At 58.8% G+C, this 25,528-nt stretch carries 27 protein-coding genes, 2 tRNA genes and 3 pseudogenes; 17 read left to right on the plus strand and 15 right to left on the minus strand.

Annotation, left to right across the window (positions count from 1 at the left end; all coding sequences use genetic code 11):
• Positions 1-90: 90 nt before the first annotated feature.
• On the plus strand, positions 91-1,830 hold the full coding sequence (locus PSAKL28_RS27975; protein WP_223198351.1) for a tyrosine-type recombinase/integrase: 1,740 nt from the start codon (positions 91-93) through the stop codon (positions 1,828-1,830).
• Positions 1,823-2,239: a hypothetical protein gene (locus tag PSAKL28_RS09785; protein ID WP_004574005.1), complete on the plus strand. Its 417-nt coding sequence runs from the start codon at positions 1,823-1,825 to the stop codon at positions 2,237-2,239. Before PSAKL28_RS27975 ends, PSAKL28_RS09785 begins: the two co-directional genes overlap by 8 nt.
• 90 nt (positions 2,240-2,329) lie before the next feature.
• Here the strand turns inward: PSAKL28_RS09785 and PSAKL28_RS09790 are convergent, their stop codons facing one another.
• From PSAKL28_RS09790 to PSAKL28_RS09805, 4 genes are read right to left on the minus strand one after another with little or no spacing between them, the layout of a single operon-like run.
• The gene (locus PSAKL28_RS09790; RefSeq protein ID WP_014003922.1) at positions 2,330-3,292 is read right to left on the minus strand and encodes an SdiA-regulated domain-containing protein; all 963 of its coding nucleotides are present in this window, start codon (positions 3,290-3,292) and stop codon (positions 2,330-2,332) included.
• Between the two features lie 44 nt (positions 3,293-3,336).
• Positions 3,337-3,696, minus strand: a complete 360-nt coding sequence (locus tag PSAKL28_RS09795) for a TraR/DksA family transcriptional regulator (protein ID WP_038609524.1) — start codon at positions 3,694-3,696, stop codon at positions 3,337-3,339.
• Positions 3,696-4,547 carry a universal stress protein gene (locus PSAKL28_RS09800; protein WP_038609527.1) on the minus strand — a complete coding sequence of 284 codons (852 nt, stop codon included), beginning with the start codon at positions 4,545-4,547 and terminating at the stop codon, positions 3,696-3,698. Before PSAKL28_RS09800 ends, PSAKL28_RS09795 begins: the two co-directional genes overlap by 1 nt.
• A gap of 14 nt (positions 4,548-4,561) precedes the next feature.
• Positions 4,562-6,049, minus strand: a complete 1,488-nt coding sequence (locus tag PSAKL28_RS09805; protein WP_004574009.1) for a SulP family inorganic anion transporter — start codon at positions 6,047-6,049, stop codon at positions 4,562-4,564.
• A gap of 445 nt (positions 6,050-6,494) precedes the next feature.
• Between PSAKL28_RS09805 and PSAKL28_RS09810 the strand changes: the two are divergent.
• From PSAKL28_RS09810 to PSAKL28_RS09820, 3 genes and pseudogenes are all read left to right on the plus strand, one after another.
• Positions 6,495-7,658, plus strand: a pseudogene (locus PSAKL28_RS09810) (Y-family DNA polymerase); the annotation flags it as partial.
• Positions 7,659-8,014: 356 nt separating this feature from the next.
• Positions 8,015-8,344, plus strand: coding sequence for a hypothetical protein (locus tag PSAKL28_RS09815; RefSeq protein WP_038609530.1), 330 nt, complete (start codon positions 8,015-8,017; stop codon positions 8,342-8,344).
• Positions 8,345-8,423: 79 nt separating this feature from the next.
• Positions 8,424-8,609 carry a hypothetical protein gene (locus tag PSAKL28_RS09820; protein WP_038609533.1) on the plus strand — a complete coding sequence of 62 codons (186 nt, stop codon included), beginning with the start codon at positions 8,424-8,426 and terminating at the stop codon, positions 8,607-8,609.
• Between the two features lie 74 nt (positions 8,610-8,683).
• On the opposite strand, the gene PSAKL28_RS27325 is transcribed toward PSAKL28_RS09820, so the two are convergent.
• Both PSAKL28_RS27325 and PSAKL28_RS26800 read right to left on the minus strand, forming a co-directional pair.
• Positions 8,684-9,607, minus strand: a complete 924-nt coding sequence (locus PSAKL28_RS27325; RefSeq protein WP_051939239.1) for a WaaS/CpsH family glycosyltransferase — start codon at positions 9,605-9,607, stop codon at positions 8,684-8,686.
• A gap of 163 nt (positions 9,608-9,770) precedes the next feature.
• Positions 9,771-9,972: pseudogene (locus PSAKL28_RS26800) on the minus strand (hypothetical protein).
• 230 nt (positions 9,973-10,202) lie between these two features.
• Here PSAKL28_RS26800 and PSAKL28_RS09830 point away from each other — a divergent pair.
• Complete coding sequence (locus tag PSAKL28_RS09830) at positions 10,203-11,036, plus strand: shikimate 5-dehydrogenase (RefSeq protein WP_038609536.1); 834 nt, start codon at positions 10,203-10,205, stop codon at positions 11,034-11,036.
• An 81-nt stretch (positions 11,037-11,117) separates the two neighbouring features.
• On the opposite strand, the gene PSAKL28_RS09835 is transcribed toward PSAKL28_RS09830, so the two are convergent.
• Together PSAKL28_RS09835 and sstT are read right to left on the minus strand one after the other, a co-directional pair.
• On the minus strand, positions 11,118-11,762 hold the full coding sequence (locus PSAKL28_RS09835; protein ID WP_038609539.1) for a YceH family protein: 645 nt from the start codon (positions 11,760-11,762) through the stop codon (positions 11,118-11,120).
• Positions 11,763-11,858: 96 nt separating this feature from the next.
• Positions 11,859-13,070, minus strand: coding sequence for a serine/threonine transporter SstT (gene sstT, locus PSAKL28_RS09840; RefSeq protein ID WP_038609542.1), 1,212 nt, complete (start codon positions 13,068-13,070; stop codon positions 11,859-11,861).
• A gap of 216 nt (positions 13,071-13,286) precedes the next feature.
• Between sstT and PSAKL28_RS09845 the strand changes: the two genes are divergently transcribed.
• Positions 13,287-14,441 (plus strand): MFS transporter, encoded by a 1,155-nt coding sequence (locus tag PSAKL28_RS09845; protein ID WP_038609545.1) that lies wholly within the window; start codon positions 13,287-13,289, stop codon positions 14,439-14,441.
• Here the strand turns inward: PSAKL28_RS09845 and nhaR are convergent.
• On the minus strand, positions 14,431-15,327 hold the full coding sequence (gene nhaR, locus PSAKL28_RS09850; protein WP_038609548.1) for a transcriptional activator NhaR: 897 nt from the start codon (positions 15,325-15,327) through the stop codon (positions 14,431-14,433). The two genes, PSAKL28_RS09845 and nhaR, sit on opposite strands and share 11 nt — an antisense overlap.
• A gap of 135 nt (positions 15,328-15,462) precedes the next feature.
• Here nhaR and PSAKL28_RS09855 point away from each other — a divergent pair, with 135 nt between their 5' ends.
• Complete coding sequence (locus tag PSAKL28_RS09855) at positions 15,463-15,702, plus strand: hypothetical protein (RefSeq protein WP_038609551.1); 240 nt, start codon at positions 15,463-15,465, stop codon at positions 15,700-15,702.
• A gap of 30 nt (positions 15,703-15,732) precedes the next feature.
• Entirely contained in the window at positions 15,733-16,482 is a 750-nt protein-coding gene (locus PSAKL28_RS09860; protein ID WP_038609554.1) for a TerC family protein, read from the plus strand.
• A gap of 76 nt (positions 16,483-16,558) precedes the next feature.
• Here the strand turns inward: PSAKL28_RS09860 and PSAKL28_RS27850 are convergent, their stop codons facing one another.
• Positions 16,559-16,735 carry a hypothetical protein gene (locus tag PSAKL28_RS27850; protein ID WP_167335119.1) on the minus strand — a complete coding sequence of 59 codons (177 nt, stop codon included), beginning with the start codon at positions 16,733-16,735 and terminating at the stop codon, positions 16,559-16,561.
• A gap of 160 nt (positions 16,736-16,895) precedes the next feature.
• Here PSAKL28_RS27850 and PSAKL28_RS09865 point away from each other — a divergent pair, with 160 nt between their 5' ends.
• The gene (locus PSAKL28_RS09865; protein WP_038609557.1) at positions 16,896-17,639 is read left to right on the plus strand and encodes a peptidase C39 family protein; all 744 of its coding nucleotides are present in this window, start codon (positions 16,896-16,898) and stop codon (positions 17,637-17,639) included.
• A 21-nt stretch (positions 17,640-17,660) separates the two neighbouring features.
• On the opposite strand, the gene PSAKL28_RS09870 is transcribed toward PSAKL28_RS09865, so the two are convergent.
• Positions 17,661-18,944: an NAD(P)/FAD-dependent oxidoreductase gene (locus tag PSAKL28_RS09870; protein WP_038609560.1), complete on the minus strand. Its 1,284-nt coding sequence runs from the start codon at positions 18,942-18,944 to the stop codon at positions 17,661-17,663.
• Between the two features lie 187 nt (positions 18,945-19,131).
• Between PSAKL28_RS09870 and PSAKL28_RS09875 the strand changes: the two genes are divergently transcribed.
• From PSAKL28_RS09875 to PSAKL28_RS09885, 3 genes are all read left to right on the plus strand, one after another.
• Positions 19,132-19,208, plus strand: a tRNA-Val gene (locus PSAKL28_RS09875).
• Positions 19,209-19,385: 177 nt separating this feature from the next.
• The gene (locus PSAKL28_RS09880) at positions 19,386-19,823 is read left to right on the plus strand and encodes a hypothetical protein (RefSeq protein ID WP_038609563.1); all 438 of its coding nucleotides are present in this window, start codon (positions 19,386-19,388) and stop codon (positions 19,821-19,823) included.
• A 142-nt stretch (positions 19,824-19,965) separates the two neighbouring features.
• Positions 19,966-20,042 (plus strand) — tRNA-Val (locus tag PSAKL28_RS09885).
• A 60-nt stretch (positions 20,043-20,102) separates the two neighbouring features.
• Here the strand turns inward: PSAKL28_RS09885 and PSAKL28_RS09890 are convergent.
• Complete coding sequence (locus PSAKL28_RS09890; RefSeq protein WP_038609571.1) at positions 20,103-20,564, minus strand: cysteine hydrolase family protein; 462 nt, start codon at positions 20,562-20,564, stop codon at positions 20,103-20,105.
• 158 nt (positions 20,565-20,722) lie between these two features.
• Here PSAKL28_RS09890 and PSAKL28_RS09895 point away from each other — a divergent pair, with 158 nt between their 5' ends.
• The 3 genes and pseudogenes from PSAKL28_RS09895 (at position 20,723) to PSAKL28_RS09905 (ending at position 22,003) form a co-directional block, all read left to right on the plus strand.
• Positions 20,723-21,292: an SPOR domain-containing protein gene (locus PSAKL28_RS09895; protein ID WP_038609573.1), complete on the plus strand. Its 570-nt coding sequence runs from the start codon at positions 20,723-20,725 to the stop codon at positions 21,290-21,292.
• Positions 21,293-21,447: 155 nt separating this feature from the next.
• Positions 21,448-21,564: pseudogene (locus PSAKL28_RS28520) on the plus strand (GNAT family N-acetyltransferase); the annotation flags it as partial.
• A 13-nt stretch (positions 21,565-21,577) separates the two neighbouring features.
• Positions 21,578-22,003 carry a bifunctional (p)ppGpp synthetase/guanosine-3',5'-bis(diphosphate) 3'-pyrophosphohydrolase gene (locus PSAKL28_RS09905; protein WP_038609579.1) on the plus strand — a complete coding sequence of 142 codons (426 nt, stop codon included), beginning with the start codon at positions 21,578-21,580 and terminating at the stop codon, positions 22,001-22,003.
• 3 nt (positions 22,004-22,006) lie between these two features.
• Here PSAKL28_RS09905 and PSAKL28_RS09910 read toward each other — a convergent pair whose 3' ends face one another.
• The 3 genes from PSAKL28_RS09910 to PSAKL28_RS09920 all read right to left on the minus strand — a co-directional run bounded on the left by PSAKL28_RS09910 (position 22,007) and on the right by PSAKL28_RS09920 (position 24,233).
• A complete protein-coding gene (locus tag PSAKL28_RS09910; protein ID WP_038609581.1) occupies positions 22,007-22,702 on the minus strand; it encodes an endonuclease in 696 nt (231 codons plus the stop codon).
• 6 nt (positions 22,703-22,708) lie between these two features.
• Complete coding sequence (locus PSAKL28_RS09915) at positions 22,709-22,978, minus strand: DUF1654 domain-containing protein (protein WP_051939240.1); 270 nt, start codon at positions 22,976-22,978, stop codon at positions 22,709-22,711.
• 166 nt (positions 22,979-23,144) lie between these two features.
• Positions 23,145-24,233, minus strand: a complete 1,089-nt coding sequence (locus tag PSAKL28_RS09920; protein ID WP_038609587.1) for an asparaginase — start codon at positions 24,231-24,233, stop codon at positions 23,145-23,147.
• Between the two features lie 334 nt (positions 24,234-24,567).
• On the opposite strand from PSAKL28_RS09920, the gene PSAKL28_RS09925 reads away from it, so the two are divergent.
• Positions 24,568-25,524, plus strand: a complete 957-nt coding sequence (locus PSAKL28_RS09925; protein WP_038609590.1) for a sugar ABC transporter substrate-binding protein — start codon at positions 24,568-24,570, stop codon at positions 25,522-25,524.
• Positions 25,525-25,528 lie beyond the last annotated feature (4 nt).

Genomic DNA, 25,528 nt, shown 5'->3' on the forward strand with positions numbered 1-25,528 from the left:
ACCACGAGTGCGGTGTTAAAGGCATATGATGTCCTCATCGCACAACCAGTTTCAGCGAATGGCCTAAGTCCCGCAGAGCGGGATGCAATCGTGATCAGCGCTATCGTTAATGAAGATGGAGAAACCTTCGTTCTTAGCAGGTTTGGCGATGCACAGTGGGATCTTCGCCCGTTTTTTGATCAGGCCAATGTTGCTCATTCTTATAAATTCATCAACTGGGATATGGGCATGCCTCGGGCGCTTATTGATGACTGCAAAGCTGTTGCTTATGCTTGGTTTAAAAGAGGAATGCCTAGATCCAAACCTCCTATCGCACGGGGCATTACTACTTTCGCCGTCGTCAGCGCGATGCCTTTTGTTCGCTGGTTAAACGATCTAGGAGTTTCAAGCTTTGCAGATGTCCGTCCGATCCATGTCAGCAATTACGTTCATCATTGCAAATATGAATTGAAGTTAAAGCCTCTCCCGCTGTATGGGCGATTACGGGTTATTGATTTTCTTTGGGTGTTTTCTGCCGACACGATGTTTCCCATTCAGAGTTATCCTTGGGGTAATTCGACATTGTGGCGGATTTGTGGGGTCGCGAATGTAAAAGGGTTGGGTGCTGCCACTAAAAACGTCGGGCGAACAGATATTATTCCTCATGATGAACAATCTAGGATTTTCAACTATTGCGAAAGCATTGTCCGGGAGATGAAGGCCGAATTGGCAGCCAATGGTATTGGATATCATCCTAGTGATGAACGGATGGCAATTCGTTGCAGAGATGCTGTTCTGTATATAGTTTCAATCACTAGCGGCATGCGCAATGACGAGGCAATTGGAATTGAGGTTGGCGCTTGGCGCAAAGAGTTAAAAAACGGGGTTACCTTTTGCTGGGTGACCACAATCGAGCACAAGACAGGTAAAGGCCAAGTCGAATATCTTGTACCAGAACTGACGATTGAAGCTTTAAGTCTTTTGGCAAAATATTCAGTACCCATCAGAAAAGAGCTGGATGAAGAGATTAGACAGCTTGCAAGCAATCGGGATTTTTCGTATTCAACTGAACATCTCCTTAGGCTCGAAAAAGCCCGAAAAGACGCGAATAAACTATTTTTGGGACGAAACACACAAGGAGGGAAAGTTCAGGAAAGCCATCACGTTGAGGCTCTCAGCGGGCAAGCATCCAATGCTGCGTTTGACCGTATAGCTAAAGCCGCTGGAAGCGATTGGCCGTTGAGGACGCATCAATGCAGGCGAACATATGCAAGATGCTTTGTAGAATCCCGTATGGGCCGCACTTCATTGATCTACCTCAAATGGCAGTTCAAACACAGCAGCATGAGTATGACCCAACTCTATGCATCCAATCCGCAGCAAGACCTGACTCTCTTTGATGAGATCTTCCAGCAGATGACAGAGTTTAAAATTGACCTGATCGAATCATGGCTCGATGATCAGCCACTGGCAGGGGGCGCTGGCGAAAAGATTGTGGAGTTGCGGGCGATTCCAATCAAGGATAGAGCTGCTTTGCTTGCCCAGACCGCCCCACATGCCAACATTCGTGCGACTGGACACGGCTGGTGCATCGCCACAGAGCGGGGCTGCGGAGGTGCTGGTCTATACGAAGCCACACGGTGTCCAGGGTGCAAAAATTCGGTGATCGATGAAGTCTTCGCCAGCACTTGGCAGGACATCTACATTCAACAGCGAGAGCTGATAAAAATTGAGGATGCAGGCCCCGCTGTTAGGCAGCGCGCAGAACGCGACTTGCAGGTTGCACTAGATGTAATTACCAGCCTTGGCCTTTCTCCAGTTGAGGAAATGGAGGAGGCGGCAAATGACTAGACAGGCGGTGGGCCCTGACTCTCCTATTCGCTCCAGGTCGAAGACACTCGCCGCGCTCAACAAGGTCGTCGACGATCTAATTGCTGGTGACGAAAAGCTTTCCATCACATCCGTTGCCCGTGCCGCAGGTGTGACTCCGGGACTCATCCATAACACTTACCCAAGCATAGCGGAAAGGATTCGCAACATCGTTGGCAAGTCGGTGCGAGCCCAGCGAGACTCTAAGCATCAAGCGTTGATGAGCGAGAAAGAAAAGAACAGGGTGCTCCGTGCAGAGAATGATCAGCTTTTAGCGGAGGTAGCTCGGCTGGCTTCGGTTAACCAGCGACTAATATTCGAGATGATTCAGCTGAAGGCGGTTGCCAACGGTAAGGTCACCGCACTCCCTCTGAAACCAGGGCCCAACTAGGCCCTGATGGGGAGCCCACTGAATTCGGCAAAAATCGTAGACCACCACTTCAAGCGCCACGATCACGCCCGACTGTAGCTTGTTGACTGGTCAATCTGGTTCACGGGTGAAGCGATAGAACAGGTTCGGCTCGCTGACCACGTACAAATACCCTTCATTGTCGATGGTTACGCCTTCGGCCTGGGGTATGCCTTTCAGCAAACCAGCAAAACCTCTCGCCAGGGAGCGGAAACTCACCACCTTGCCCTCGTCGGTCATTTCAATCAGCAGTTTCGACTCGTCGCTGAGCAATATCAGATGGCCGCTCTGTTGATCGAAGACGACTGAAGACAGGTCAGTCGCAAACACCTTGTCTTTTACCAGGCTGGACAGGTCACGCACGTGCAAGGAAAAGCCTCCGGCCAGGCTGGCACGAAGGCCGCTCACTTCCAGCAATTGGCGAGGATCTCGCTCCTTGGTCACAAACAGGCGGTCGCCTTTCAGGTCGTAGGCGAGCCCTTCAAGGCCTTTGTTGTCTTCCTTGCCAAACGCCAGGGTGAGAGCTGGATACTGGTCTCGGCTCAATGGTCGACCAGGAGAAAGTTTACCGTCTTCGGCGATGGGGACATCCACGATAACCAGGCTCTGCCGGCGCTCCTCGGCGATTACCAGCTGGCCATTGCCGGCATAGGACACAGCTTCCACATCGTGGAAGCCATCCAGGTTGTAACGCCTTTCCACATCACCGTCACGACTAAGGGCCAATAGTTCGTTTGGGCCGTTGGTGACCGCCCACAGCAGGTTTAGGTCAGGGTCAAAGGTCAGACCCGAAAGATTGCTGTCCACACCGGAAACCGCCTTAGCATCCAGTTCAACCCGATAGCCAGGCAGCCACACAGAGCGCTCCTGCCAATCGTCGGTGTGCCAGCTGGTCTTGATCCAGAAGTACAAACGATCATCAAGGTGATGGGTGCGGACTTGGAATACGGTAAGCAATACAAGGCACAGCAGTGCCCACATCCAGGCGCTTGTTTTCCGTGTTCGGCCCAGCCAGTTTTTTGCCAACAAATACATAGAAATCTCGTTAATTGGGGCTGACGCCACGAATCGTGACGATTTCAACCCGACTCAGTGCGACTCGCACAGGTGATGCACAGCAGCGTGGCCGGATCAAATTCCAGGCGGCCCGAGGCGATCAACTCGCCGCATTGGTTACACCAGCCATACTCACCCTCGTGCCAACGCTTGAGGGCCAGTTGGAGGCGGACGCGTTCATGCTGCGCCCGACTGCGGATGGCATCGTTCATTGCTTGCTGCTGGAGTGCATCCATCCTCGACAAACGCCCTACCTTGCTTTGATCCAGCTCTACCGATTGCGAGCGAGACTCAGCGTCTTCCAGCAATCGATCCAGCTCGGCAGCCCGCTGTTCCAGCAGGGTCTTGAAATGGGCAAGATCGAGGGCGTCCTCCAAGGCCATTAGCGCAGCAGTAACAGCGGACTGGTTGTGGTGCGGAGCATGCTGGTCGTGGTGCTACCGACCAGGAATTGCCGGATACGGGAATGGCCATAGGCCCCCATCACCAGCAGATCAATGCCATGCTCTTTCTGATAGGCGTGCAGGGTAGGCTCTATCTCACCGCTCCGGGTCTCGGCACGAACAGTGAAGCCGGCGTTGATCAGCACTTTCTGCGCCCAGTCCAGCTGTGCAGATGCTTCATCGCTTACGGGGCCAACCATGACCAGGTGGATCGGCAACCCCTTCAGCAGCGGGCTGGCTGCCAGCATCTCCACACCCTTGCGGGTAGTAGCGCCGCCATCGAATGCCAGCATCGCGCTCTTGGGCTTTTGGAAGCTGGCCGGGGTAACCAGGATTGGCCGGTGCATGATACGAATCACGCTCTCCAGCTGGCTTCCGACCTGCTGACTCAGATTGCCACTAGACTCGCCCTGGCGACCGATGACCAGCAGGCGCGTTTCGGTTTGCAGCTCTTGCAGGCTTTCCAGCAGATCGCCATGACGTTGCTTGGACTCCGGCGCGGCCACGCCATCCTTAATGGCCCGCTCTTTCGCGGCCGCAAGCATGATCCGCCCTTGCTCAAGGGCCAACTTTCCCCGCTGTTCATCCAGGGAAGCAAGCTCATCAAGCAGATGCTCGCGGCTGCCAAGGCCGATATTGCCACTCAAGTCGGCCGCAACTGGGTACTGGCGCTGATCCAACACATGCAAGAAGGTCAGCGGGGCTTCCAGGCTCAGACTGGCCCATGCTGCGTAGTCGCACACAGCTGGAGCCGAGGTGGAACCGTCGATACAGGCAATTACTTGGGTCATCGTTGTTCTCCTTCTCAGTGGCCCATGAGTTGATCAATGGCGTCGGGTTTATCGTGAACACCAAAGCGATCCACGATAGTGGCGCTTGCTTCGTTGAGACCCAGCACTTCAACTTCGGTGCCTTCGCGGCGGAACTTGATAACCACCTTGTCCAGGGCTGCAACAGCGGTGATATCCCAGAAGTGGGCGCGATTCAGGTCGATGGTTACCTTGTTCAGGGCTTCCTTGAAGTCGAAGGCCGCGACGAACTTGTCTGCCGAGCTGAAGAACACCTGGCCGGTGACGTTATAGCTACGATGCTCGCCGGCTTCGTCCAGCAAAGAGCTGATTGCCATGTAATGGCCAACCTTGTTGGCGAAGAACATCGCGGCCAGCAGCACGCCGGCCAGCACGCCGAAGGCCAGGTTGTGGGTGGCGACCACGACCACCACGGTGACGACCATGACAATGTTGGTCGACAACGGGTGCTTCTTCAGGTTGCGCAGCGAATCCCAACTGAAGGTGCCGATGGATACCATGATCATTACGGCTACCAGAGCAGCCATTGGGATCTGCTTCAGCCAATCGCCGAGGAATACCACCATCAGCAGCAGGAATACGCCTGCTGCCAGGGACGACAGGCGAGAGCGACCGCCGGATTTCACGTTGATGATCGACTGACCAATCATCGCGCAGCCGGCCATACCGCCGATCAGACCCGAAGCAATGTTGGCCACGCCCTGGCCCTTGCACTCGCGGTTCTTGTCACTAGGGGTGTCGGTCAGGTCGTCAACAATGGTCGCGGTCATCATCGACTCCAGCAGACCGACCACGGCCAGTGCTGCCGAGTAAGGGAAGATGATGGCCAACGTCTCGAACGTCAGCGGCACGTCAGGCCAGAGAAAGATTGGCAGCGTATCCGGCAGTTGACCCATATCACCGACCGTGCGGATATCCAGCCCAACCGACATGGCAACGGCGGTCAGCACGATGATGCACACCAGCGGCGATGGGATGAGCTTGCCGATCTTCGGGACATAGGGGAACAGATAAATGATGCCGAGGCCTGCGGCTGTCATGGCGTAGACGTGCCAGGTGACATTGGTCAGCTCGGGCAGCTGAGCCATGAAGATCAGGATCGCCAGCGCATTGACGAAGCCGGTCACCACCGAGCGCGAAACGAAGCGCATCAGCGAGCCGAGCTTCAGGTAGCCAGCACCAATTTGCAACACGCCACACAGCAGCGTGGCGGCCAGCAGATATTCAAGACCATGGTTCTTGACCAGGGTCACCATCAGCAGTGCCATGGCCCCTGTCGCGGCTGAAATCATGCCTGGGCGGCCACCGACAAAGGCGATCACTACGGCGATACAGAATGAGGCGTAGAGACCAACTTTGGGGTCGACGCCCGCAATGATAGAGAAAGCGATGGCTTCAGGGATCAGCGCAAGTGCGACGACGATCCCCGCGAGCACGTCGCCACGGACGTTGGAAAACCACGTTTGTTTGAGTGTTTGTAGCATCAGAATATCCAAAGCAATGCACCGCACGCATGCCAGGAAATGGCGAGCGCGTCGATACGAATTCAAATTGTGAGGATTATTTTGCTGTGCGCTTTGGGTGTAAGAACCGGGCGTACAGCAGTACGCAGCCGCGAGCGAAACTGGCGGAGGCGAGGTGTTGCGAGGGGGCGTAGCGCTAAGGCGGCGTAGGCTGCCAGTAGAGCGTTTGGAGTACAGTCATGCTGGTGTTCCTGTAGCTCAAGGGGTATGCGGAGCCAAAAGTATACAGTGAAGCTATCGTCGATTGCGATCCGCCGCCCTGCTTTGCGAAGCCACGTCTGAAATAGGCTTAGTCGAGGAGTATCGCCATCAGGAACGAAGGAAAATAATCAAAAAATGTTAGTGGGTTAATTCCCTTATAAATCAATATCTTACAACAAACTAACTGTTAGGATCATTCAGATATAACGATGGCTGTGTCATCGCCAGGAGCTACGACGCCAAGCCGTTTGTGAAAATGGGTGAGCCGTATTTCCAGATCAAGCAGAAGCTAAAGCAGCATGGCATCGTCGCGTTCTCCTCCAACTACGCGCTGTATGGCGACATGAGCGAGCGAGTCATGAGCTTGATCGAGTCCTTGGTCCCAGGCGTCGAGGTCTACAGTATCGACGAAGCCTTTGCTGACCTGACCGGTATCGCCGGGCTGGATGAGTTGGGGCGCCGGATTCGTAGCCAGGTACTGCGCTGCACCGGCATTCCGGTCGGCGTTGGTATCGCCGGGACCAAGACCCTGGCCAAGCTGGCGAACCACACAGCCAAGCGGCTGCAGGCGCAGACCGGAGGCGTGGTCAACATCTGCGACCCCTTCAAGCGTGACTGGGTACTGCGGAACACCGCAGTGTCGGAGGTCTGGGGCGTAGGTCGGCGGATGAGCGCACACTTCGAAGGCATGGGTATCAAGACCGCGATGGATCTGGCCAAGACCGATCCTTGGGCGCTGCGCAAGAAGTTCAGTGTGGTGGTTGAGAAGACCGCCAGAGAGTTGGCAGGCACGCCTTGCCTGGAGCTGGACGAGCCGAACCCGCCGAAGCAGGAGATCTGCTGCAGCCGGATGTTCGGCAAGCGTCTCCAGGAGCTGCCACCTATAAAGGAGGCGGTGGCCACCTACATGATGCGCGCTTCGGAAAAGCTCCGGGCCCAGGGCTCGGTGTGCAAGAAGCTGCGCGTCAGCATTCGCACCGGCATGTTCAACCCGGACGAAGCCAAGTACGCCAATGGCGTGATCGTCGATCTACCATATCCCACTGATGACGTGCGGCTGCTGACGAAAACGGCGGTCGATGCGCTCGACCGCGTCTTCCGGCCTGGCTTCAAATACAGCAAGGCTGAGGTGCTTCTGCTGAATCTCTGCCAGCGTGGTGAGTACACCGACGACCTATTCGCCGCGGCACAACCTGCTGAGGCAACCAGGGTGATGGCAGTGCTGGACCAGATCAATGAGCGATGGGGTAGAGGGACACTGCGCGCTGCGAGTGTGCCGGTGAATCCCGATTGGGGCATGCGCCGCGAGATGATGAGCCAAAGCTTCACCACCAGACTGGATCAGTTGTGGAAGATTTCGTGCAATTGAGGTGTGAGCGGTCGGCAGGGCGCCGGAGGAGGGGGCGATCTCGTACCAATTTTTGTACCAATCGCCATGTTTTGGTGTGGTGTGGTGTGTGGGCTAGAGGGAGCAAACCCTTGTATTTACTGGGTTTCTCCACTCTGGCCAACACGGCAAAACGCAAAAAACATCTCTGGAGTATGGCCTAGAGTCTGTCGATTAGCCCGTAAACATTGGGCTAAAGATGAACGAAATTTAATCCTGTACCCATTGTGGCTCCGTTGTTTCACCTTCACCCATGCCGACTGTTCGCGGTTTGCTATAAAGAAAAGGCTGCCTTTGATGAGGGGGCACTCGGCTCACCCCAGATCGGTTAACTCCCCATGCCTACTTTTCGTATTCTGGTTTGTTTGTTGCTGGTAGCGAACATTGCTGGCTGTGCATCCCCGGGAAAGCCTACGGCCAGTAAAACAACGAAAAAAAACCCTGAGGAGTACGCTGCTTGCGTGCTGCCGAAGTGGCAAGCGCTGGCGCCGCTTGCTTCGCAGAAATCAATCGTCAACGGCTATCGGATTACGGCGCCCAGTGCAGTGGCATCTGACGAGGTCCTGGAAGTCGTCGAATATCAGGACGGCAGTCGGGCGACGTTCTACAAAGGAAGCTTTCTGTCGGGCAATAAACTGCGCCAGGAGGCAAGAGATTGCCTGGAGTGAATTTTGTCGCCCCGCAGTTGCCGCCGAGCGGCGTGTTGAGGTAGGGTCCGTGCTTTTTTTCGATTGGCAGGAGAGCCGGATGCGCAACAGAACACTTTTGCTGGCTTTCGGGTTGGCCATCGCCGCGGCATCTGCCACCAGCGGGTACCTGGCCTACGGAACGAGCCAGGTCGTGCTGAAGAACTATTACATGGGTTCGGGCCCCGCCGAGCAGGCGCAAAACAGCGAACCTGCTGCAGATGGCAGCGAAGATGGTGCTGCGTAACTGCGCTGGCGGGCAGGGCTGCAAGGGCAGGCTGCAACATCAGCGCTATTCGGGCGTGTTCAGTGCGTTTGCGTTCAGGTATGTGCAGGTGATGCGCCGTTTACATCGGCAGTGATTTTTTCCAGCATGTAGTCGGGGCTGTATTGATGCAGGATTTCGCGCGGTACGGCGACAGTCTCTGTGTTGATGAAACTCTTGAGGTCGTCAAGGTTGTCCTGGCCGATAACGAATATGTTTTCTGGCCTGTAAAAGTCTTGTGATTTTATTTCGCTGTTTGAGGTGATCAGTTTCTTGTTGAAGAAAATCGCCTCGAGCACCCGCAACGTTATACCGGTTTGCCCCTCTTTGTTTATATCGGCCAAAATGCTGGAGTTGATCGACTTTTCAATGTTTTCGTCATAGGAAAGACCCTCGTCGATATGGTATTCGGAAATACCCTGGGTGTCGTTGTCCTTGACAATATGGAAGTCAACAACGCAGTTCACGTCGCGAAGTTTTTGAGCGATCGATTCGATAGCGGCGGTCCGACCTTTGTCGCGGCCGAGGAAAAAGCATTTCGCGGCATTGCCCGGGACCGCAATCTGGCTGTACAGGCGTGCTGCATCGTCTACCCCGTATGGGAAAAACTGGTGCAGGTAGTCCATGCCAAAGGCTTCGCACTGCTGCTTGTCAAAACTGTAGACCTTGTCAAAAACGCCTTCGATGCTCCGCATGAACTGCGGGTCGACCAGGTTTCTGACAAGCAGTACTTTTTTGCCACTGAAGTTTTTGATGATGGTGGGCTGAAAGCTTCTCTTGAACTGCCAGTCATTGCAGATGACGATATCGCGGTCAGTCACGTTGTGTGGCTGCCATAATTTTCTCGCCAGCCAGTCATCACTGATGAAGTTTGTGTGCAGCAGCTTGTTTATGCCTGAAACGTAGCGATTCAGTCGTTTTATTTTTTTCGGGGTGGTAATGATTTCTGTGTTATGGCGCAACGACAGGTTTGCAATCATCGTCCGCTCATACTGAGCGATCCAGCCCAGAAAAAAATACCTCACTACATACCCCTTTCAGCTTTGCTTGAATTTTACGCACATGAAAATATGGCCGAATGCTACTGCGGCATTTTCCCCTAAGTGGGTTATGCGAGCAAACCAAAATAACGAAGCCGACCCATCATTTGCGTGATTTCATTTCGTCAGTCCCGTTCTCCAGCAAAGGGCGGGGCAAGTGACTGGCCAAGGCTTGCGCTGCCAGTAGTGAGGTCAAGGGCCCGGACACCGGTTCGCCATCGCGTACCAGATACCAGCAGGCCTGACTCCCTGAGTGAGGCGGGGACGGCGCTGCCGATGACCGACATGATGTTGACAGAGGCCATGGCGACTCTCCTGTGATTCGTGGTCGTGGCCCTACCTTACGTGGCGCGACAGGTCGGTTGAAATCAACCGCTTCGATAGTGCTCATCACTGTCATCGACCCGGCCTTGACAGGGCGGCGGGCCGTTGTAATGCACAGGCTAAGGGGGCGGCGAAGTGGTTACCAACGGCCAATCGCCGGCAAGCGAGGTGAAGGTGCATAATGCCCAGTCGATTGTAAAAGGAGAGTCAAATGGCCCAAGTTCCCGGTAAAGACACCGTCCTGTGCATCTCCCTGGCGGGTCGTCCTGGCACCTTTGGCGTGCGCTTTCACAACCACTTGTACCAGCAGTTGGGCCTGGATTTTTACTACAAGGCCATGACCACCCAGGATTTGCCGGCGGCCGTGGGCGGCATTCGCGCCCTGGGCATTCGCGGTTGCGGTGTGTCGATGCCGTACAAGGAAGCCTGCATGGCGCTGGTCGACGAGATCGACCCGTCGGCGGCGGCCATCGAGTCGATCAACACCATCGTCAATGACGGCGGTCGGCTCAAGGCCTACAACACCGATTATCTGGCTGTGCGTCAGTTGCTGGAGCAGCATCGCCTGGATCCGGATACGGCCTTTGCCCTGCGCGGCAGTGGCGGTATGGCCAAGGCGGTGGCCAGTGCCTTGCGCGATGCCGGGTTCAAGCAGGGCATCATCGTTGCCCGCAATGAACAGGCGGGCCGGCAACTGGCCGACAGTTGCGGCTATCGCTGGCAGGCTGAGCTGGACGATCTGTGTCCGCCGATGCTGGTCAACGTCACGCCGATCGGCATGGCTGGCGGGGTGGAGGCCGAGCAGTTGGCGTTCAGCCGCGAAGCGATTGCGGCGGCGCAGGTGGTGTTCGATGTGGTGGCGATGCCGGCGCGTACGCCGCTGATCATCGAAGCCGAGCGGCACGGCAAGGCGGTGATTACCGGGCTGGAGGTGATTGCCCTGCAGGCGCTGGAGCAGTTTGTGTTGTATACCGGCGTGCGGCCGACGGCCGAGCAGGTGGCACAGGCGGTGGCGGTGGGAGCGGGCTTGCCCCGCGATCGGTAATTCAGACAATACATGCTGTGTGGAGCGCACTGTCCTCATCGCGGGGCAAGCCCGCTCCCACAGGAGCCCCTCCTGCTGTTCCTACTCCAGCGCCGCCAAGCGCTCTTCCAGCGCGGCAATCCGCGCCTCCAGCGCCTCGATGCGCTCTGCCGACACCGCACCACTCGCGCTGCGCTCCGGCCCTTGCTGGCGCGCAGCAAGAATCGCTTCAATCTCCGCCGGATCACCCAGCGCATGGGTATAGCGGTCTTCACGCTGCCCGGCCTGGCGCGGCAGGTGCAAGGCAAAGCCACGGGCGATCAGGCGTTCCAGCTGATGCACCACCTGTTCGGCGTCTTCGAATTCATGCATGCGGCTGCTGCGGGTCAGCAGTTCATTGACCGTCTGCGGGCCGCGCAGGAACATCAGACCCAGCAGGGTAACCTGTGCCGGCACCAGCTCCAGCGCCTTGTCCACGCGCTGCTCCCAACGGTCGGCGCGGCTGCCCATCTGCAAGCGGGTCAGGCCTTGCCCCTCAAGGGCGCGCAGGGCCTGGCCAACCTGGCCCTGGCTCAGGTTCATCACCGGCTCGCGGCTGGTCTTCTGGTTACAGGCCAGGACCAGGGCGTTCAAGGTCAGCGGGTAGGTTTCCGGGCTGGTGGCCTGTTTTTCGATCAGCGCACCGAGAACGCGGATTTCGCTGCTGTTGAAGCGGGCTTCGGAAGGGGATTGATGATCGTCGGACATAACCCTGTCTCTATGCGAAGAAAGGCCTCTAGCCTAGGTGCGCGACAGGGTAAAACACAAGCAGCCGGTGCAGGACGCACCGGCTGCGGGTCAGGCTCAGGCGCTACGGCGCTCTTCGCCCATGCACGCGGCGGCGGTGAACAGCACGTCGGTGGAGGAGTTCAGCGCGGTTTCCGCCGAGTCCTGCAGCACGCCGATGATGAAGCCCACGGCCACCACTTGCATGGCGATTTCGCTAGGAATGCCGAACAGGCTGCAGGCCAGCGGAATCAGCAGCAGCGAACCACCGGCCACCCCCGAAGCGCCACAGGCGCACACGGCGGCGACGACGCTGAGGAGAATGGCGGTCGGGATATCGACGGCGATACCCAGGGTGTGTACGGCGGCCAGGGTCAGCACGGTGATGGTGATCGCCGCGCCAGCCATGTTTATGGTTGCGCCCAGCGGGATCGATACCGAATAGGTGTCTTCGTGCAGGCCCAGGCGTTCGCTCAAGGCCAGGTTGACCGGAATGTTGGCCGCCGAGCTGCGGGTGAAGAATGCGGTGATGCCGCTCTCACGCAGGCACAGGAACACCAGCGGGAACGGGTTGCGGCGAATTTTCCAGAACACGATGAGCGGGTTGACCACCAGGGCGACGAACAGCATGCAGCCGATCAGCACCGCCAGCAGGTGCAGGTAGCCAAGCAGGGCGTCCAGGCCCGACTGCGCCAGGGTCGAAGCCACCAGGCCGAAAATACCCAGCGGCGCGAAGCGAATCACCACCCGCACGATCAGGGTGACGCCGTTGGACAGGTCTTCGACGACGGTACGGGTGGTTTGCCCGGCGTGACGAATCGCCACACCCAGGCCGATGGCCCAGGCCAGGATGCCGATGAAGTTGGCGTTCATCAGCGCACTCACCGGGTTGTCGACCACGCTCAGCAGCAGGCTTTGCAGCACTTCAGTGATGCCGCCCGGAGCGCTCAGCGCAACGTCCGAGGTGCTCAGGGCCAGGCTCGACGGGAAGGCCATGCTCGCTACGACCGCGACCACTGCCGCAGCGAAAGTGCCGAACAGGTACAACACCAGGATCGGCCGGATGTGGGTTTCGGTCCCGTGTTTATGGTTGGCGATCGAGGCCATGACCAGAATGAACACCAGGATCGGCGCCACGGCCTTGAGGGCCGAGACGAACACCTTGCCGATGAAGCCCAGGCTCAAGGCAACCTCAGGGGCGATCAGGGCCAGGGCAATACCGGCCACCAGACCGATCATGATCTGCAGGACCAGACTGGTACGGTTCAATAGTTTTAGAACGGGTGTCATGTCGGGTGTTTCTCAGTCTTGTAGAGGGGTCGCCAGCCCGTTGCGACGCCGGAAAATACAGGGCGCCAGGCGATCAGGGGCATGAAAGGGGCGCGACTTTAGCACAGCGAGGCACAATGGGTGATTGCCCTGTGTCAGGCGGTAGGACGGGCGTGTAGTATGCGCGCCCCTTTGAAACGGCTGTCGGCCGTGGATGTTTAGCGTTCTGGAGTGTAGATGTTACTGCCGATTCTGTTGCTGGCTGCGGCCGGCTTCACTGTGTTGACTACCGAGTTCGTGATTGTCGGCCTGTTGCCGGGGATCGCCCGCGATCTGACGGTCAGCGTGCCCCAGGCCGGGCTGCTGGTGACCCTGTTTGCCTTTACCGTGGCCTGCTTCGGCCCCTTCCTTACTGCGTGGTGCGCACGCTTTGAGCGCAAGCGCCTGTTCGTCGGCATCCTCTTGCTGTTCGCCGCCTGCAACGCCTTGGCTGCGATCGCGCCGAACATTTATGTCATGGGCCTGGCGCGGCTGTTGCCGGCGCTGGGCCTGCCGGTGTTCTGGTCGCTGGCCAGTGAGACGGCGGTAGATATCGTCGGGCCTGCGTATGCCGGGCGGGCGATTTCCAAGATCAGCTTCGGTGTGGTGTGTGCCACGGTGTTCGGTATTCCGGTCGGTACCCTGGTCGGCGATGCCCTGGGCTGGCGTGCGGCCTTTGCCTTGCTGGCCGTGCTGGCGCTGGCCAAGGCGTTGCTGCTGCACCTTTACCTGCCGCGTACACCGCGGCATAACCAGGCGACCTCGTTGCGCGGGCAGTTCGGCATCCTGCGCAGTCGCTTGCTGCAGGGCCATGTGCTGCTTTCAGTGCTGGTGTTCAGCGGTATGTTCACCATCTATACCTACCTGGCCGATATCCTTGAGCGTCTGGCTGGATTCGATGGCGCGCGGGTCGGCTGGTACCTGATGGGGTTTGGTGCGGTGGGCCTGATCGGCAACAGCCTGGGTGGTCGCGCAGTGGATCGTCACCCGTTGCTGGCCTCGGCGGGCTTTTGTGCGTTGATGCTGGTCGGTCTGATCGCCCTGATGCCGAACATCCATTCCCCCTACGGCCTGATTGCCGCGCTGGCGATCTGGGGGGCAGCCCAGGCGGCGCTGTTTCTGGTCAGTCACGTCCGCCTGATCAAGGCTGCACCGCAGGCACCGGCTTTTGCCGCTTCGCTGAATGTCGCCGGGGGCAATCTGGGGATCGGTCTTGGTGCCATCATCGGCGGCCGGGTGGTCGACAGCGTAGGTCTGGCTGCGCTCGGTTATGCCGCCGCCGTACTGATTGGCGCTGCGGTGCTGCTGGCCTTGGGCTTGATGCGCATGCGCAGCGCCACTGCTACCAGTTGAACAATTGGCGGCGGGCTCCTTCGGTGATGGCGAGGATGCCTGGGTGTTTGACCTTGCGTTCCACTGAAATGGCGTAGAACGACTCGATCACCGCGTCGGTCTGGCCGATCAGTTCGACGCCGTATTGGCGGCAGACCTCATCGGCAATCACGCTGGGACCGATGAAGATGCCGCTGCCGGACTGGCCGAAAGCCTGCATCAACGCGCTGTCGTCGAACTCACCGACAATCCGTGGCTGGATCTGCTGCTCGGCGAACCAGCGCAGCAAGCGGCTGCGCACCACGGTTTCCTGGCCGGGAATCAGCAGCGGGGCATGTTGCAGACAGGCCGGGAAATCCTCGCTCAACTCAGCGGCCAGGGCGGGGGTGGCGAAGAAACTGATGCCACATTCACCCAGACGCTGGCTGTAGCCCTTGATGTCCAGATGGCTGGGCATGGGGCTGTCGGAGATCACCAGGTCCAGGCGCTGGATTGCCAGGTCGGCCAGCAGGCGTTCGAGTTTGTCTTCGCGGCAGCTCAGGCGCAGGGCGTCTTCCATGTCCATGGTCGGTGCCAGCAGGCGGTAGACGATGGACTTGGGCACCACATCGGCGACCCCGACCCGAAACAGGATCTGCTGTTCATCTGGACGGGCACGCAGCATGGCCTCCAGCTCCCCGCCGATCTGAAACATCTGCTCGGCGTAGGTCAGCGCCTGGCGACCGGTTTCAGTCAGTTCCAGCTGCCGCCCGACCCGGCGAAACAGCTCGATGCCGTAAGTCTGTTCGAGCAGGCTGATCTGCCCGCTGATGGTCTGCGGCGTCAGGTTCAACTGCTCGCCGGCGCGCACGATGCTGCCGGTACGGGCCACCACCCAGAAGTAATGCAGCTGACGGTAGTTGAGCATGCAGGTTCCCGATTCGTAAAAACCGAAGTATAAGTGCTGAAAATACGAATTTTCCTGATGTATCGAGATATTTACAATCCCCAGCCATCACGGTGCCACTGACTGGGCACTGATCATCGACACGGAGAACCACAGATGCTGCAACTCAAATCCATCGGAACCCCCCTGGTGTTACTGCTGGCCCTGTTTGCCGTGAGCGGTTGCGAGCAGGCGGAAAAATCTGCCCAGCAGATGCTCAACCAGGCCGCAGAGTCCGCCAAGGAAGCCATCGACCAAACCAACGAAGCCGCCCAGCAGGCCCTCAGCGAAGCCACTGGCTCCGAGGGCGAGAAGGCCGCCAAGCCCGAGCGCGACGACAGCGCTAAAGAAATCTGACCCACCCTTACCTTGATGCAGGAATGATTCATGGAATACTTGTTGGAACTCGCTGCAAGCCCGACCGCCTGGGTAGCCCTGGCCACCCTGGTGGCCATGGAGATCGTGCTCGGCATCGATAACCTGATCTTCATCTCCATCCTGACCAACAAGTTGCCCGAGGAATTCCGCTCCAAGGCGCGTCGAATCGGTATCAGCATGGCGCTGGTGATGCGCCTGGGTCTGCTCAGCACCATTGCCTGGATCGTGCAACTGACCGAGCCGGTCATCGATGTGTTCGGCCATGCCTTCTCCTGGAAGGACATGATCCTGATTGCCGGCGGTCTGTTCCTGCTGTGGAAGGCGACCACTGAAATCCACGAGAGCGTCGACCCGCGGGCCAAGGAAGAAAGCAAAGCGTCTTCGACCATCACCCTGGGCTTTGCGGCCGCTATTGGTCAGATCCTGCTGCTGGACATCGTCTTCTCGATCGACAGCATCATCACCGCCGTGGGCATGACCGAGCACTTGCCGATCATGATCATTGCCGTGATCAGTGCCGTGATCGTGATGCTGGTGGCGGCCGACCCGCTGGCCAAGTTCATCAACGACAACCCGACCGTGGTGATGTTGGCCCTGGGCTTCCTGATCATGATCGGTATGACCCTGATCGCTGAAGGCTTTGGCGCCCATGTACCGAAAGGTTATGTGTATGCAGCGATGGCGTTCTCTACCGCGATCGAAGCGCTGAACATTCTGTCGCGCCGGGCACGGCTCAAGCGCGAAGCGGCTGAAGGCTGATGTAAGTCGCGGGGCAAGCCCGCTCCCACAGAAGATCACTGTGGGAGCGGGCTTGCCCCGCGATGCTTTTCAGGAATCAATGTGCATTGGCATGCCGGCGACTGCGCCGGGTGGGTGCCGCCTCACTGGTTTTCTTCGGCAAGGTATGGTGCGGGTGATGGCGGCGGGCAATCCGCAGCACGCCCCAGAGCATGGCGGCGGCGACGCTCAACCAGGCACTCACCAGCATGAAAATGGCCATTGTCAGGCTCATGTCTGCCTCCTCAGGTCCCTGGCCAGCCCATGATGCTTGCCACGCGGACACCCCTAGAGTCTAGCCCAAGCCCTGTTTCAAGCCATTGACCGATGGTCTAGCCCTTGGGTCGCTTTGTTCTAAGCCGCCTTCACACTATACCCACGCGGCCTGCCGGCCTATGATCGCTCCCCAGGGCCGGGCGCTGTCTGCCGGGCATCAGCACAAGCGAGTGTTCATGCTGCCACTGTCTACCACATTCTCCGCTTTCGCCCCGCGCCGCCTGCTGGCCGCCTGTGCGATGGCCCTGGCCCTGGCCGGTTGCGCCAGTCAGCCTGCTGCGCCGACCAAGGGTTTGCCACAACGGGTGGAAATCGGCTCGGTGCCGTTCTACCGCGGCAATGCCAACCAGAGCGCGCCGATGGCCCTGGCGGCGATCCTGTCGCAACAGGGCGTGCGTATCACCCCCGGTTTGCTCGAACAGCCATTGGGCCTGCCCCAGGGCATCGACAAATTGCAGGGTTCGATGCAGAACGTCGCCCGTCAGTACGGCATGGTGGTCTATCCGCTGGAGCCGAAGCTGAACGCGCTGCTGACCCAGGTGGCTGCAGGCAATCCGGTGCTGCTGCGTTTCGAACAGGGTGCGGCGTTCTGGGGTGAGCCGCGTTATGCCTTGCTGGTCGGTTACGACAGCTACAAGCAACGGGTGCTGCTGCGGGCGGGGAACAATCGACGGCTGCTGATGGACTTCGACGACTTCGCATCGGCGTGGAGCAAGCAGGGGAGTTGGGCAGTGCTGGTGCAGCCGCCGAGCCAGTTGCCGGCTCAGGTTGACCGTCAGCGTTGGCTGAAGGCGGCCAATGACCTGGCCCAGGCGGGCCAGGAACAAGCGGCCCGCCAGGCCGTCAGCGCCCTGGGGCAATGACGGCGCCGGCCGGGCCCGGGCTTAGAAGCCCAGACGGTCGCGCAGGCTGTAGTACCAGGCGCCGATGGCGCTGAACGGCACACGCAGCATCTGGCCACCCGGGAACGGGTAGTGCGGCAGTTCGGCGAATGCGTCGAAGCGCTCGGCCTGACCACGCAGGGCCTCGGCCAGTACCTTGCCCGCCAGGTGGGTGTAGGTGACGCCGTGGCCACTGCAACCCTGGGAGTAGTAGATGTTGTCGCCCAGACGGCCGACCTGTGGCAGACGCGACAGGGTCAGCAGGAAGTTGCCGGTCCAGGCGTAGTCGATCTTCACGTCCTTGAGCTGCGGGAAGGCCTTGAGCATCTTCGGACGGATGATCGCTTCGATGTTCGCCGGGTCACGGGCACCGTACACCACGCCGCCACCAAAGATCAGGCGCTTGTCGCCGGTCAGGCGGTAGTAGTCGAGCAAGTAGTTGCAGTCTTCGACGCAGTAGTCTTGCGGCAGCAGGCTGCGCGCCAGTTCCTCGCCCAACGGCTCGGTGGTGATCACCTGGGTGCCGCACGGCATGGACTTGGCCGCCAGCTCTGGCACCAGGCCGCCGAGGTAGGCGTTACCGGCAACGATGACGAACTTGGCGCGTACTTTACCTTGTGGGGTGTGCACCACCGGGTTGGCGCCACGCTCGATGCGCACTGCCGGGGATTGCTCGTAGATCTTGCCGCCCAGCGACTCGACGGCTGCGGCTTCGCCCAGCGCCAGGTTCAGGGGGTGGATATGGCCGCCGCTCATGTCGAGCATGCCGCCCAGGTACTGGTCGCAATCGACCACTTCACGAATGCGCTTCTGGTCCATCAGCTCCAGCTGGGTGTGGCCGAAGCGTTCCCACAGGCGCTTTTGCGATTCCAGGTGGCCCATCTGCTTGGCGGTCAGGGCGGCGAACACGCCACCGTCTTTCAGATCGCACTGGATGTTGTACTTGGCCACGCGCTCACGGATGATGCGTCCGCCTTCGAAGGCCATCTGGCCGAGCAGTTGCGCCTGCTTGGGGCCGACGGTGCGTTCGATGACATCGATGTCGCGGCTGTAGCTGTTGACGATCTGGCCACCGTTGCGGCCCGAGGCGCCGAAACCGACTTTTGCGGCTTCCAGCACGGTCACGCTGAAGCCCGCTTCCAGCAGGAACAGGGCGCTGGACAGACCGGTGTAGCCGGCGCCGATCACGCAGACATCGGTCTGAACCTCTTCCTGCAGCGCCGGGCGCGGCGGAACCGGATTGGCCGATGCGGCGTAGTAGGACTGAGGGTAGGGGGTATTGGCCATGCTGCGAAACCTCTGTTTTATATTTTTTACGACTGTACCGATGCTATCAATAATAATAAACACCCGCTAGTCGTGTGTTGAAAATCCTTTACCCCCGGTTTTCACAAATACTTTTGTTATTCAGTGGCTTAGCTAGAAAAAAAGAGTTGACACGCTCAGCCGATTCCGTAGAATGCCGCCTCACAGCAGGCACATAGCTCAGTTGGTTAGAGCACCACCTTGACATGGTGGGGGTCGTTGGTTCGAGTCCAATTGTGCCTACCAAATCAAATCCGCCCCTGCTGGCGGTACCAAAAAGGCGATCCGAAAGGGTCGCCTTTTTTGTTTCTGCAATCCCGTCTCCTCGGGGGCCGGCTATCCGAAGAACAGCCTGTATAGACAGCACCGCTAGAATTAACAGGGGGATAACTTTCATGCGTACTGCTTGTAAGGAGTCCTGCGATGAAGACTCTATCTTCACTGGCACTGGTGGTGGCAGCCGGATGGATATCAGGTTGTGCAACAGGGCCTGATCATCAGCTAGTCAGCGTCCCGCTGAAGGCAACTCAGGACAACGCCGGGCACATCGCCCATGCCAGCCTGGTGGCGATGGGCAACGAGACGGAAATCCGGATCGCTGTCAGTGGTGTGCCGGATTTCACCGTAATGCCTGCTCGTCTCTATACCTACCTCTACACGGGCGGGTGCGGCGGCTTGAGTGGCAAACCAGCTTACTCGATGAATCAAACCGTGCGTTCAGATCTGCATGGCTCGGGTATGGAGCTGGTGAAGGTCGCACCCTTGTCGCTCGATAGCCTACGCTCGGGCAACTATGCTCTGGTGGTGCGCGGTAGTGCTGCAGACGGCAATCACGACCTGTTCTGTGCCAATGTCATCTAGTGTTTTTGTTTGACTTCGTGCCCGCACAGTGCGCGGGCACGAAGGGCGAGGGGTGTTTTTCAACGAAAGACTAAAGTTGCTGATTTTTTATAAAATTTAGCTTTACGACAAGTGGTTATCTGCGTATTATGCGCCCCACAGCAGGCACATAGCTCAGTTGGTTAGAGCACCACCTTGACATGGTGGGGGTCGTTGGTTCGAGTCCAATTGTGCCTACCAAATCTCGACAGAAAGGGCGATCCGAAAGGATCGCCCTTTTTGCATTCTGCTGCGCCTGGATTACAGCTCGGCGCTGGTTGTGGTGTGGCAAAAGTGGTGGGTCCACAACTGGGCGCCCAGTTGCCCGCTGCGGTCCAGGGATGAGCCGACGGTCAGGTCGGTGATCAGCGTCGGGGTCAGCCCGGCGTCGAACAGGGCAAAGCCTGCAGCCAGCACGCAGGTATCGGTCTGGATGCCGCACACCAGCACGCGCTCGGGGTTGAGCTGCCTGAGGTGGGCGATGGTTTCTGGCGACGGGCTGTAGCCGTACTTGATGAACACCTGGTCGGCGGCGATCAGGCTGTCGTCATCCTTGGCCGGTTGCCAGCCGAGCTGGCGCTGGAACGGCGTGCGGCTTTCATCATGACGCTCGACCGTGGCCACCGAGGGCATGCGCCCAAGCAGGCTGTTGATGCCGTCGATCAACCATTGCGGCGGGTTGAACGAGGGTTGTACGTCGATGATCAGCAGTGCCTGGCGCATAGGGATCCTTTGGTGGCGTTGGCCTTATCGCGGGGCAAGCTCGCTCCCACAGAGCTCACCTGTGGGAGTGGGCTTGCCCCGCGATAAGGCTACCGATTGTAACCTTTGCCCTGCGCACAAATGCTAAAATCCGCCGCTTGTATCCAGGAGATAGACGCGTGCGCAAAGTGGCGATGGTAATGGCAGTACTGGCTCTGGCCGGCTGTGAAAATGCAGTCGAAGGCGTGCACAAGCAGATTGCCGAGCAGTTGCCCAATCCGAAGACGGCCAAGTTTGGCAACGTGCGCATCGACAAGCAGGGCACAATCTGCGGTCAGGTGCGCAGTAAAGATGACGCCGGTACCTTTTTGCCTTACCGCAGCTATGTGGCTTTCAAACAGGCCGACGGCTACGAGATCGTCCTCGCCGACAAGGGCAGCAACCTGCGCATTCGCGAAGCCTGTGGCGGTGCCGAGCTGCAACGCAGCGCCGAAGCCATGGCCGATAAACCCGCCCCTGAGGGTTGGGATGTCGAAATCGTGCAAGGCCCGAACATGGGCGCCCTGAGCGACATGACTGCACGTCTGATCGAAAAACAGATCCCTTCGTCAGTGGTGTACCGCGACGGCAAACCGGTGGTGTTGCTTGGTCCGTTCCCGAGCAAAGCCGAAGCCGAGGCGAAGCAGGCAGATGTAATGGCACGCCTGGGTACTGACTCGATCGTCATCCAGCACGACGCGCCGCGCTAGCCAGTACCTTTCCCGGCCCCGTACACTCACGGTTCAACGCAAGGAGAGCCGTGACGATGAAGGAAGCATCCCCCGCCATTACCCTGCAGCGCGCGACTGAACAGCACATCGAAGGGCTGGTCGCGCTGTACAGTCATCCGCAGGTAACCCGCCAGGCCCTGTACAAACGCCATGGCTTTGAAGTCGAAGGACATTTGCGTGACTATGCTATGCGTGACGGCAGGTTGACCGATGTCTACAGCATGGCGCGTCTGCAACGACGCGAACGTTGAGCGGGAGGGCCTTATGTCTACGCTGGAGCGAGCCATTGCGGTGGCAGCCAGGGCACACGAAGGGCAGCAGGACAAGGGCGGCGCTGCCTATATCCTGCACCCGTTGCGGGTGATGATGCGGGTCTCGACCGTCGAACAGCGCATCGTTGCGGTGTTGCACGATGTGCTTGAGGATTCCCCCATGACCTTGTCGGACCTGGCGCGCGAGGGCTTTGCCCTGAAAATCCTCGCGGCGGTGCAGGCACTGAGTCGTCGCGATCAGGAAAGCTATGAGGCGTTCGTCATTCGCCTGGGCGGCGATCCGTTGGCGCGGGTGGTGAAACTGGCTGACCTTGCCGACAACAGCGACCTCTCGCGCATCGCCATCCCCGGCCCTGAAGACATGGCGCGCCTGGCCCGTTACCAGCAGGCCAGCGCCTACCTGCAGGCGCTGGCCTGAGGCTTAGCCGCAGGCGCTGAGGTTGACCGGGCCGACAAACGCGTTGCCGTGCCCCATCACACAGGCCACCCGCTGGTTGCGCTGGCGCTCCCAGGGCTGCGGCGGGTAGGTCTTGTTCCAGGCTTCATAGAGCTGGCGGTCCTGTTTCGACAGTTTGAGGTTGTACTGCTTGCTCATATAGAAGTAGGTGCGCGCGATCATGCCGCGGATCGACGGCCGCGGCATGACTTTCTTGGCCTTGAAATCGACCTGGGTCAGGCATGAACCGTACTGCCCGCGCTGCTCGGGCAACCAGCCGAAACTGAAGTTGCTGCGGTCACCGTTGACCTCGCCAATGCTCGGCACCAGGTTGTGCAGGTCGGCTTCGGCGCGCTGGTAAACCTTGTCGTTGCGCGTGCAGTTCTTGCGCCCGCCGTCTTGCCAGCACTGGCGCTGATGGCCGATCTGCCAGGCCGGAACGATATGCTCCCATTCGATGCGCGAAGCGCGGTTGGCATTCTTGCGCGGGACATAGCCGCACGCAGCGAGGTCGACCTTGTTGCCGTTGTACTTGCAGCCACAATAGAACTCGGTGGACTGCGGTGCATACAAACGCCAGGCGACCTTCTTGGCTTCGTTGAAGGTGCGCGGTGCATCGGCGTAGGCGGTGGTGGTGGCACTGAACAGCAGGCAAGCGACTGCAAAAAACGAAACTCTCATGCCGGTTCAGTCTTCCTTTGGCACAACCCAGAAAATCTGCACGCCGCCGTCATCGCGGTAAGCGAGGGTGACGTTGTCGTTTTCGGCGATTTCCTCGAGCAGGGTGGCCCAGTCATCAGGTGACTCGTGCTCCAGGCGGAAGATCAAGGCGGCGCGGGACTTCTGCGCCGTCGGTGAATTGATGATTTTCTGGATGCGAATGCCCAGTTGCTCGTAACTGCTGGCAGGGGCGGAAGTGTTGGCCACGAAACGTTCCTTATTTAGCTGTATGTGCATACAGTATTTTACTGTAAGCAATTTCGCAACAGCTCGTCAGTGAAAGAGCGCATGTGACCGCAAACCGCGCAGTTTGCTGCGGTCTGTTTAAAGTTTGTTTGCTGAGGGTGGGGGAGGTACGCTTGCCCGTCCTACAGGGCGGGCAAGCGTCGGCGGGGTACTGGACTCAGTATTCCCAGAAGATCCGCTGCAGCTCTTTGCTGTCCTGGGTCTTGGTCAGGGCGACCATGGCCAGGATCCGCGCTTTTTGCGGGTTCAGGTCGTGGGCCACGACCCAGTCGTTCTTGTCGTCAGGCTGCTCGGCGTTGCGCAGCACGAAGCCGCCGGCGTTGACGTGGGAGGAACGAATGATCTGCACGCCTTCCTTGCGCAGTTCCTGCAGGGCAGGCACCACGCGCGACGACACCGAACCGTTGCCGGTGCCGGCGTGGATGATCGCCTTGGCGCCACCTTGAGCCAGCGCCTTGTAGGCGGTATCGGTCACGTTGCCGTAGCCGTAGGCGATGTCCACCTGGGGCAGGCTGCTGATCTTCTTGATGTCGAATTCCGAATCCAGGGTGTGGCGCTTGGCTGGCAGGCGGAACCAGTAGGATTTGCCTTCGACCACCATGCCCAGCGGGCCCCAGGCGCTCTTGAAGGCTTCGGTCTTGATGTTGACGGTTTTGCTGACGTCGCGACCCGACTGGATCTCGTCGTTCATGGTTACCAGTACGCCTTTGCCGCGCGAGTCTTTGTTGCTGGCAACGGCCACGGCGTTGTACAGGTTGAGCATGCCGTCGGCGGACATCGCGGTGCCCGGACGCATCGAGCCGACGACCACGATCGGCTTGTCGGTCTTCTCGACCAGGTTGAGGAAGTAGGCGGTCTCTTCCAGGGTGTCGGTGCCGTGGGTGATGACGATGCCGTCGACGTCCTTGCTGTCGGCAAGCTCGGCCACGCGCTTGCCCAGTTGCAGCAGGTTGTCGTTGCTGATGCTTTCGGAGGCGATCTGCATCACCTGTTCGCCGCGTACATTGGCAAGGTTTGCCAGTTCCGGAACGCCGGCGATCAGCTTGTCCACTCCCAGTTTGGCGGCCTGGTAGGTCGCGCTGTTGGCGGCGCTGGCGCCGGCGCCTGCGATGGTGCCACCGGTGGCGAGAATCACCACGTTGGCCAGTTTCTGTTGGTTCTCGACTTCCTTGGCGTTGACGCCTGCGGGCAGTAACAGCAGCAGGGCCAAAGCGCCCGGAACGAAGGAATTAAGCGCAGCTTTCATCGTTGATCTCTCTTATGACTGGAGTTCGCTGTGTAACCCGCAGGAAAGAGCAGAAATCGAGCCAGCTCTGCCGTTCGTCGTATTTCATGTTCAATCGATTGATTTATATGAGTTTTCATTTGACGTGGCGAAGGCGTATGAGGGACTTGGCGTTCGAAAACCCGAATAACCCTATCTGGGGGGTTCGGTTTTCCGAGTAATTTGACGATAATTCCCACAGGCAACTTCCAGCAAGTTTGCGCCGTCGAATTTGACAAAGTCTGGTTGCGTTCCCATAGTGAGTTAACGCAAACGTTTGCGACCCGATAAAAATCATAAGATTCGGAGTAAATACATGAAGCTGCCGTTCGCAGGACGCCTTTTGGCGGTCGCCGTACTGTCCTCGCTCTCCCTCGCGATGCCCCTGTCCCAGGCCCTGGCCGACGACGCCAAGCCGAAAGTGGCGCTGGTGATGAAGTCCCTCGCCAACGAGTTCTTCCTGACCATGGAAGACGGCGCCAAGGCTTACCAGAAAGAACACGCGGGCGAATTCGAGCTGGTTTCCAACGGCATCAAGGATGAGACCGATTCTGGCAACCAGATTCGCATTGTCGAGCAGATGATCGTTTCCGGGGTCAACGCCCTGGTGATTGCCCCGGCGGACTCCAAAGCTCTGGTGCCGGTGGTGAAAAAGGCCATGGACGCCGGCATCACCGTGGTCAACATCGACAACCGCCTCGACCCGGAAGTGCTCAAAAGCAAAAACCTCAGCGTACCGTTCGTAGGCCCGGATAACCACAAAGGCGCGCGTCTGGTGGGTGAGTACCTGGCCAAGGAAAAACTTAAGGCCGGTGATGAGGTCGGCATTATCGAAGGCGTCTCGACCACCACCAACGCCCAGCAGCGCACCGCCGGTTTCAAAGACGCGATGGAAGCCGCACAAATCAAGATCGTCTCGGTGCAATCGGGCGACTGGGAAATTGCCAAAGGCAATGCGGTTGCCGCCTCCATGCTCAATGCCCACCCCGAGCTCAAGGCACTGCTGGCTGGTAACGACAGCATGGCCCTGGGCGCCGTTTCGGCGGTGCGCGCGGCGGGCAAGGCTGGCCAGGTCCAGGTGGTCGGCTACGACAACATCAACGCGATCAAACCGATGCTAAAGGACGGCCGTGTGCTTGCCACCGCCGACCAGTACGCCGCCAAACAGGCGGTGTTCGGCATCGAGGCGGCGCTGAAGATGCTCAAAGGCGAAAAGCCTGAAGTGGACGCTGACAACGTCATCCAGACCCCGGTCGAATTGGTCACCCAGTAGCGGC

The sequence above is a fragment of the Pseudomonas alkylphenolica genome, from assembly GCF_000746525.1.
GTDB lineage: Bacteria > Pseudomonadota > Gammaproteobacteria > Pseudomonadales > Pseudomonadaceae > Aquipseudomonas > Aquipseudomonas alkylphenolica.

Excerpts from the sequence above, each read along its gene's own strand:
- PSAKL28_RS09785 (WP_004574005.1), top strand. The coding sequence starts at position 1,823 with ATGACTAGACAGGCGGTGGGCCCTGACTCTCCTATTCGCTCCAGGTCG.
- PSAKL28_RS09790 (WP_014003922.1), bottom strand. The coding sequence starts at position 3,292 with ATGTATTTGTTGGCAAAAAACTGGCTGGGCCGAACACGGAAAACAAGC.
- PSAKL28_RS09795 (WP_038609524.1), bottom strand. The coding sequence starts at position 3,696 with ATGGCCTTGGAGGACGCCCTCGATCTTGCCCATTTCAAGACCCTGCTG.
- PSAKL28_RS09800 (WP_038609527.1), bottom strand. The coding sequence starts at position 4,547 with ATGACCCAAGTAATTGCCTGTATCGACGGTTCCACCTCGGCTCCAGCT.
- PSAKL28_RS09805 (WP_004574009.1), bottom strand. The coding sequence starts at position 6,049 with ATGCTACAAACACTCAAACAAACGTGGTTTTCCAACGTCCGTGGCGAC.
- PSAKL28_RS09815 (WP_038609530.1), top strand. The coding sequence starts at position 8,015 with ATGCCTACTTTTCGTATTCTGGTTTGTTTGTTGCTGGTAGCGAACATT.
- PSAKL28_RS09820 (WP_038609533.1), top strand. The coding sequence starts at position 8,424 with ATGCGCAACAGAACACTTTTGCTGGCTTTCGGGTTGGCCATCGCCGCG.
- PSAKL28_RS27325 (WP_051939239.1), bottom strand. The coding sequence starts at position 9,607 with ATGATTGCAAACCTGTCGTTGCGCCATAACACAGAAATCATTACCACC.
- PSAKL28_RS09830 (WP_038609536.1), top strand. The coding sequence starts at position 10,203 with ATGGCCCAAGTTCCCGGTAAAGACACCGTCCTGTGCATCTCCCTGGCG.
- PSAKL28_RS09835 (WP_038609539.1), bottom strand. The coding sequence starts at position 11,762 with ATGTCCGACGATCATCAATCCCCTTCCGAAGCCCGCTTCAACAGCAGC.
- sstT (WP_038609542.1), bottom strand. The coding sequence starts at position 13,070 with ATGACACCCGTTCTAAAACTATTGAACCGTACCAGTCTGGTCCTGCAG.
- PSAKL28_RS09845 (WP_038609545.1), top strand. The coding sequence starts at position 13,287 with ATGTTACTGCCGATTCTGTTGCTGGCTGCGGCCGGCTTCACTGTGTTG.
- nhaR (WP_038609548.1), bottom strand. The coding sequence starts at position 15,327 with ATGCTCAACTACCGTCAGCTGCATTACTTCTGGGTGGTGGCCCGTACC.
- PSAKL28_RS09855 (WP_038609551.1), top strand. The coding sequence starts at position 15,463 with ATGCTGCAACTCAAATCCATCGGAACCCCCCTGGTGTTACTGCTGGCC.
- PSAKL28_RS09860 (WP_038609554.1), top strand. The coding sequence starts at position 15,733 with ATGGAATACTTGTTGGAACTCGCTGCAAGCCCGACCGCCTGGGTAGCC.
- PSAKL28_RS27850 (WP_167335119.1), bottom strand. The coding sequence starts at position 16,735 with ATGAGCCTGACAATGGCCATTTTCATGCTGGTGAGTGCCTGGTTGAGC.
- PSAKL28_RS09865 (WP_038609557.1), top strand. The coding sequence starts at position 16,896 with ATGATCGCTCCCCAGGGCCGGGCGCTGTCTGCCGGGCATCAGCACAAG.
- PSAKL28_RS09870 (WP_038609560.1), bottom strand. The coding sequence starts at position 18,944 with ATGGCCAATACCCCCTACCCTCAGTCCTACTACGCCGCATCGGCCAAT.
- PSAKL28_RS09880 (WP_038609563.1), top strand. The coding sequence starts at position 19,386 with ATGAAGACTCTATCTTCACTGGCACTGGTGGTGGCAGCCGGATGGATA.
- PSAKL28_RS09890 (WP_038609571.1), bottom strand. The coding sequence starts at position 20,564 with ATGCGCCAGGCACTGCTGATCATCGACGTACAACCCTCGTTCAACCCG.
- PSAKL28_RS09905 (WP_038609579.1), top strand. The coding sequence starts at position 21,578 with ATGTCTACGCTGGAGCGAGCCATTGCGGTGGCAGCCAGGGCACACGAA.
- PSAKL28_RS09910 (WP_038609581.1), bottom strand. The coding sequence starts at position 22,702 with ATGAGAGTTTCGTTTTTTGCAGTCGCTTGCCTGCTGTTCAGTGCCACC.
- PSAKL28_RS09915 (WP_051939240.1), bottom strand. The coding sequence starts at position 22,978 with ATGCACATACAGCTAAATAAGGAACGTTTCGTGGCCAACACTTCCGCC.
- PSAKL28_RS09920 (WP_038609587.1), bottom strand. The coding sequence starts at position 24,233 with ATGAAAGCTGCGCTTAATTCCTTCGTTCCGGGCGCTTTGGCCCTGCTG.
- PSAKL28_RS09925 (WP_038609590.1), top strand. The coding sequence starts at position 24,568 with ATGAAGCTGCCGTTCGCAGGACGCCTTTTGGCGGTCGCCGTACTGTCC.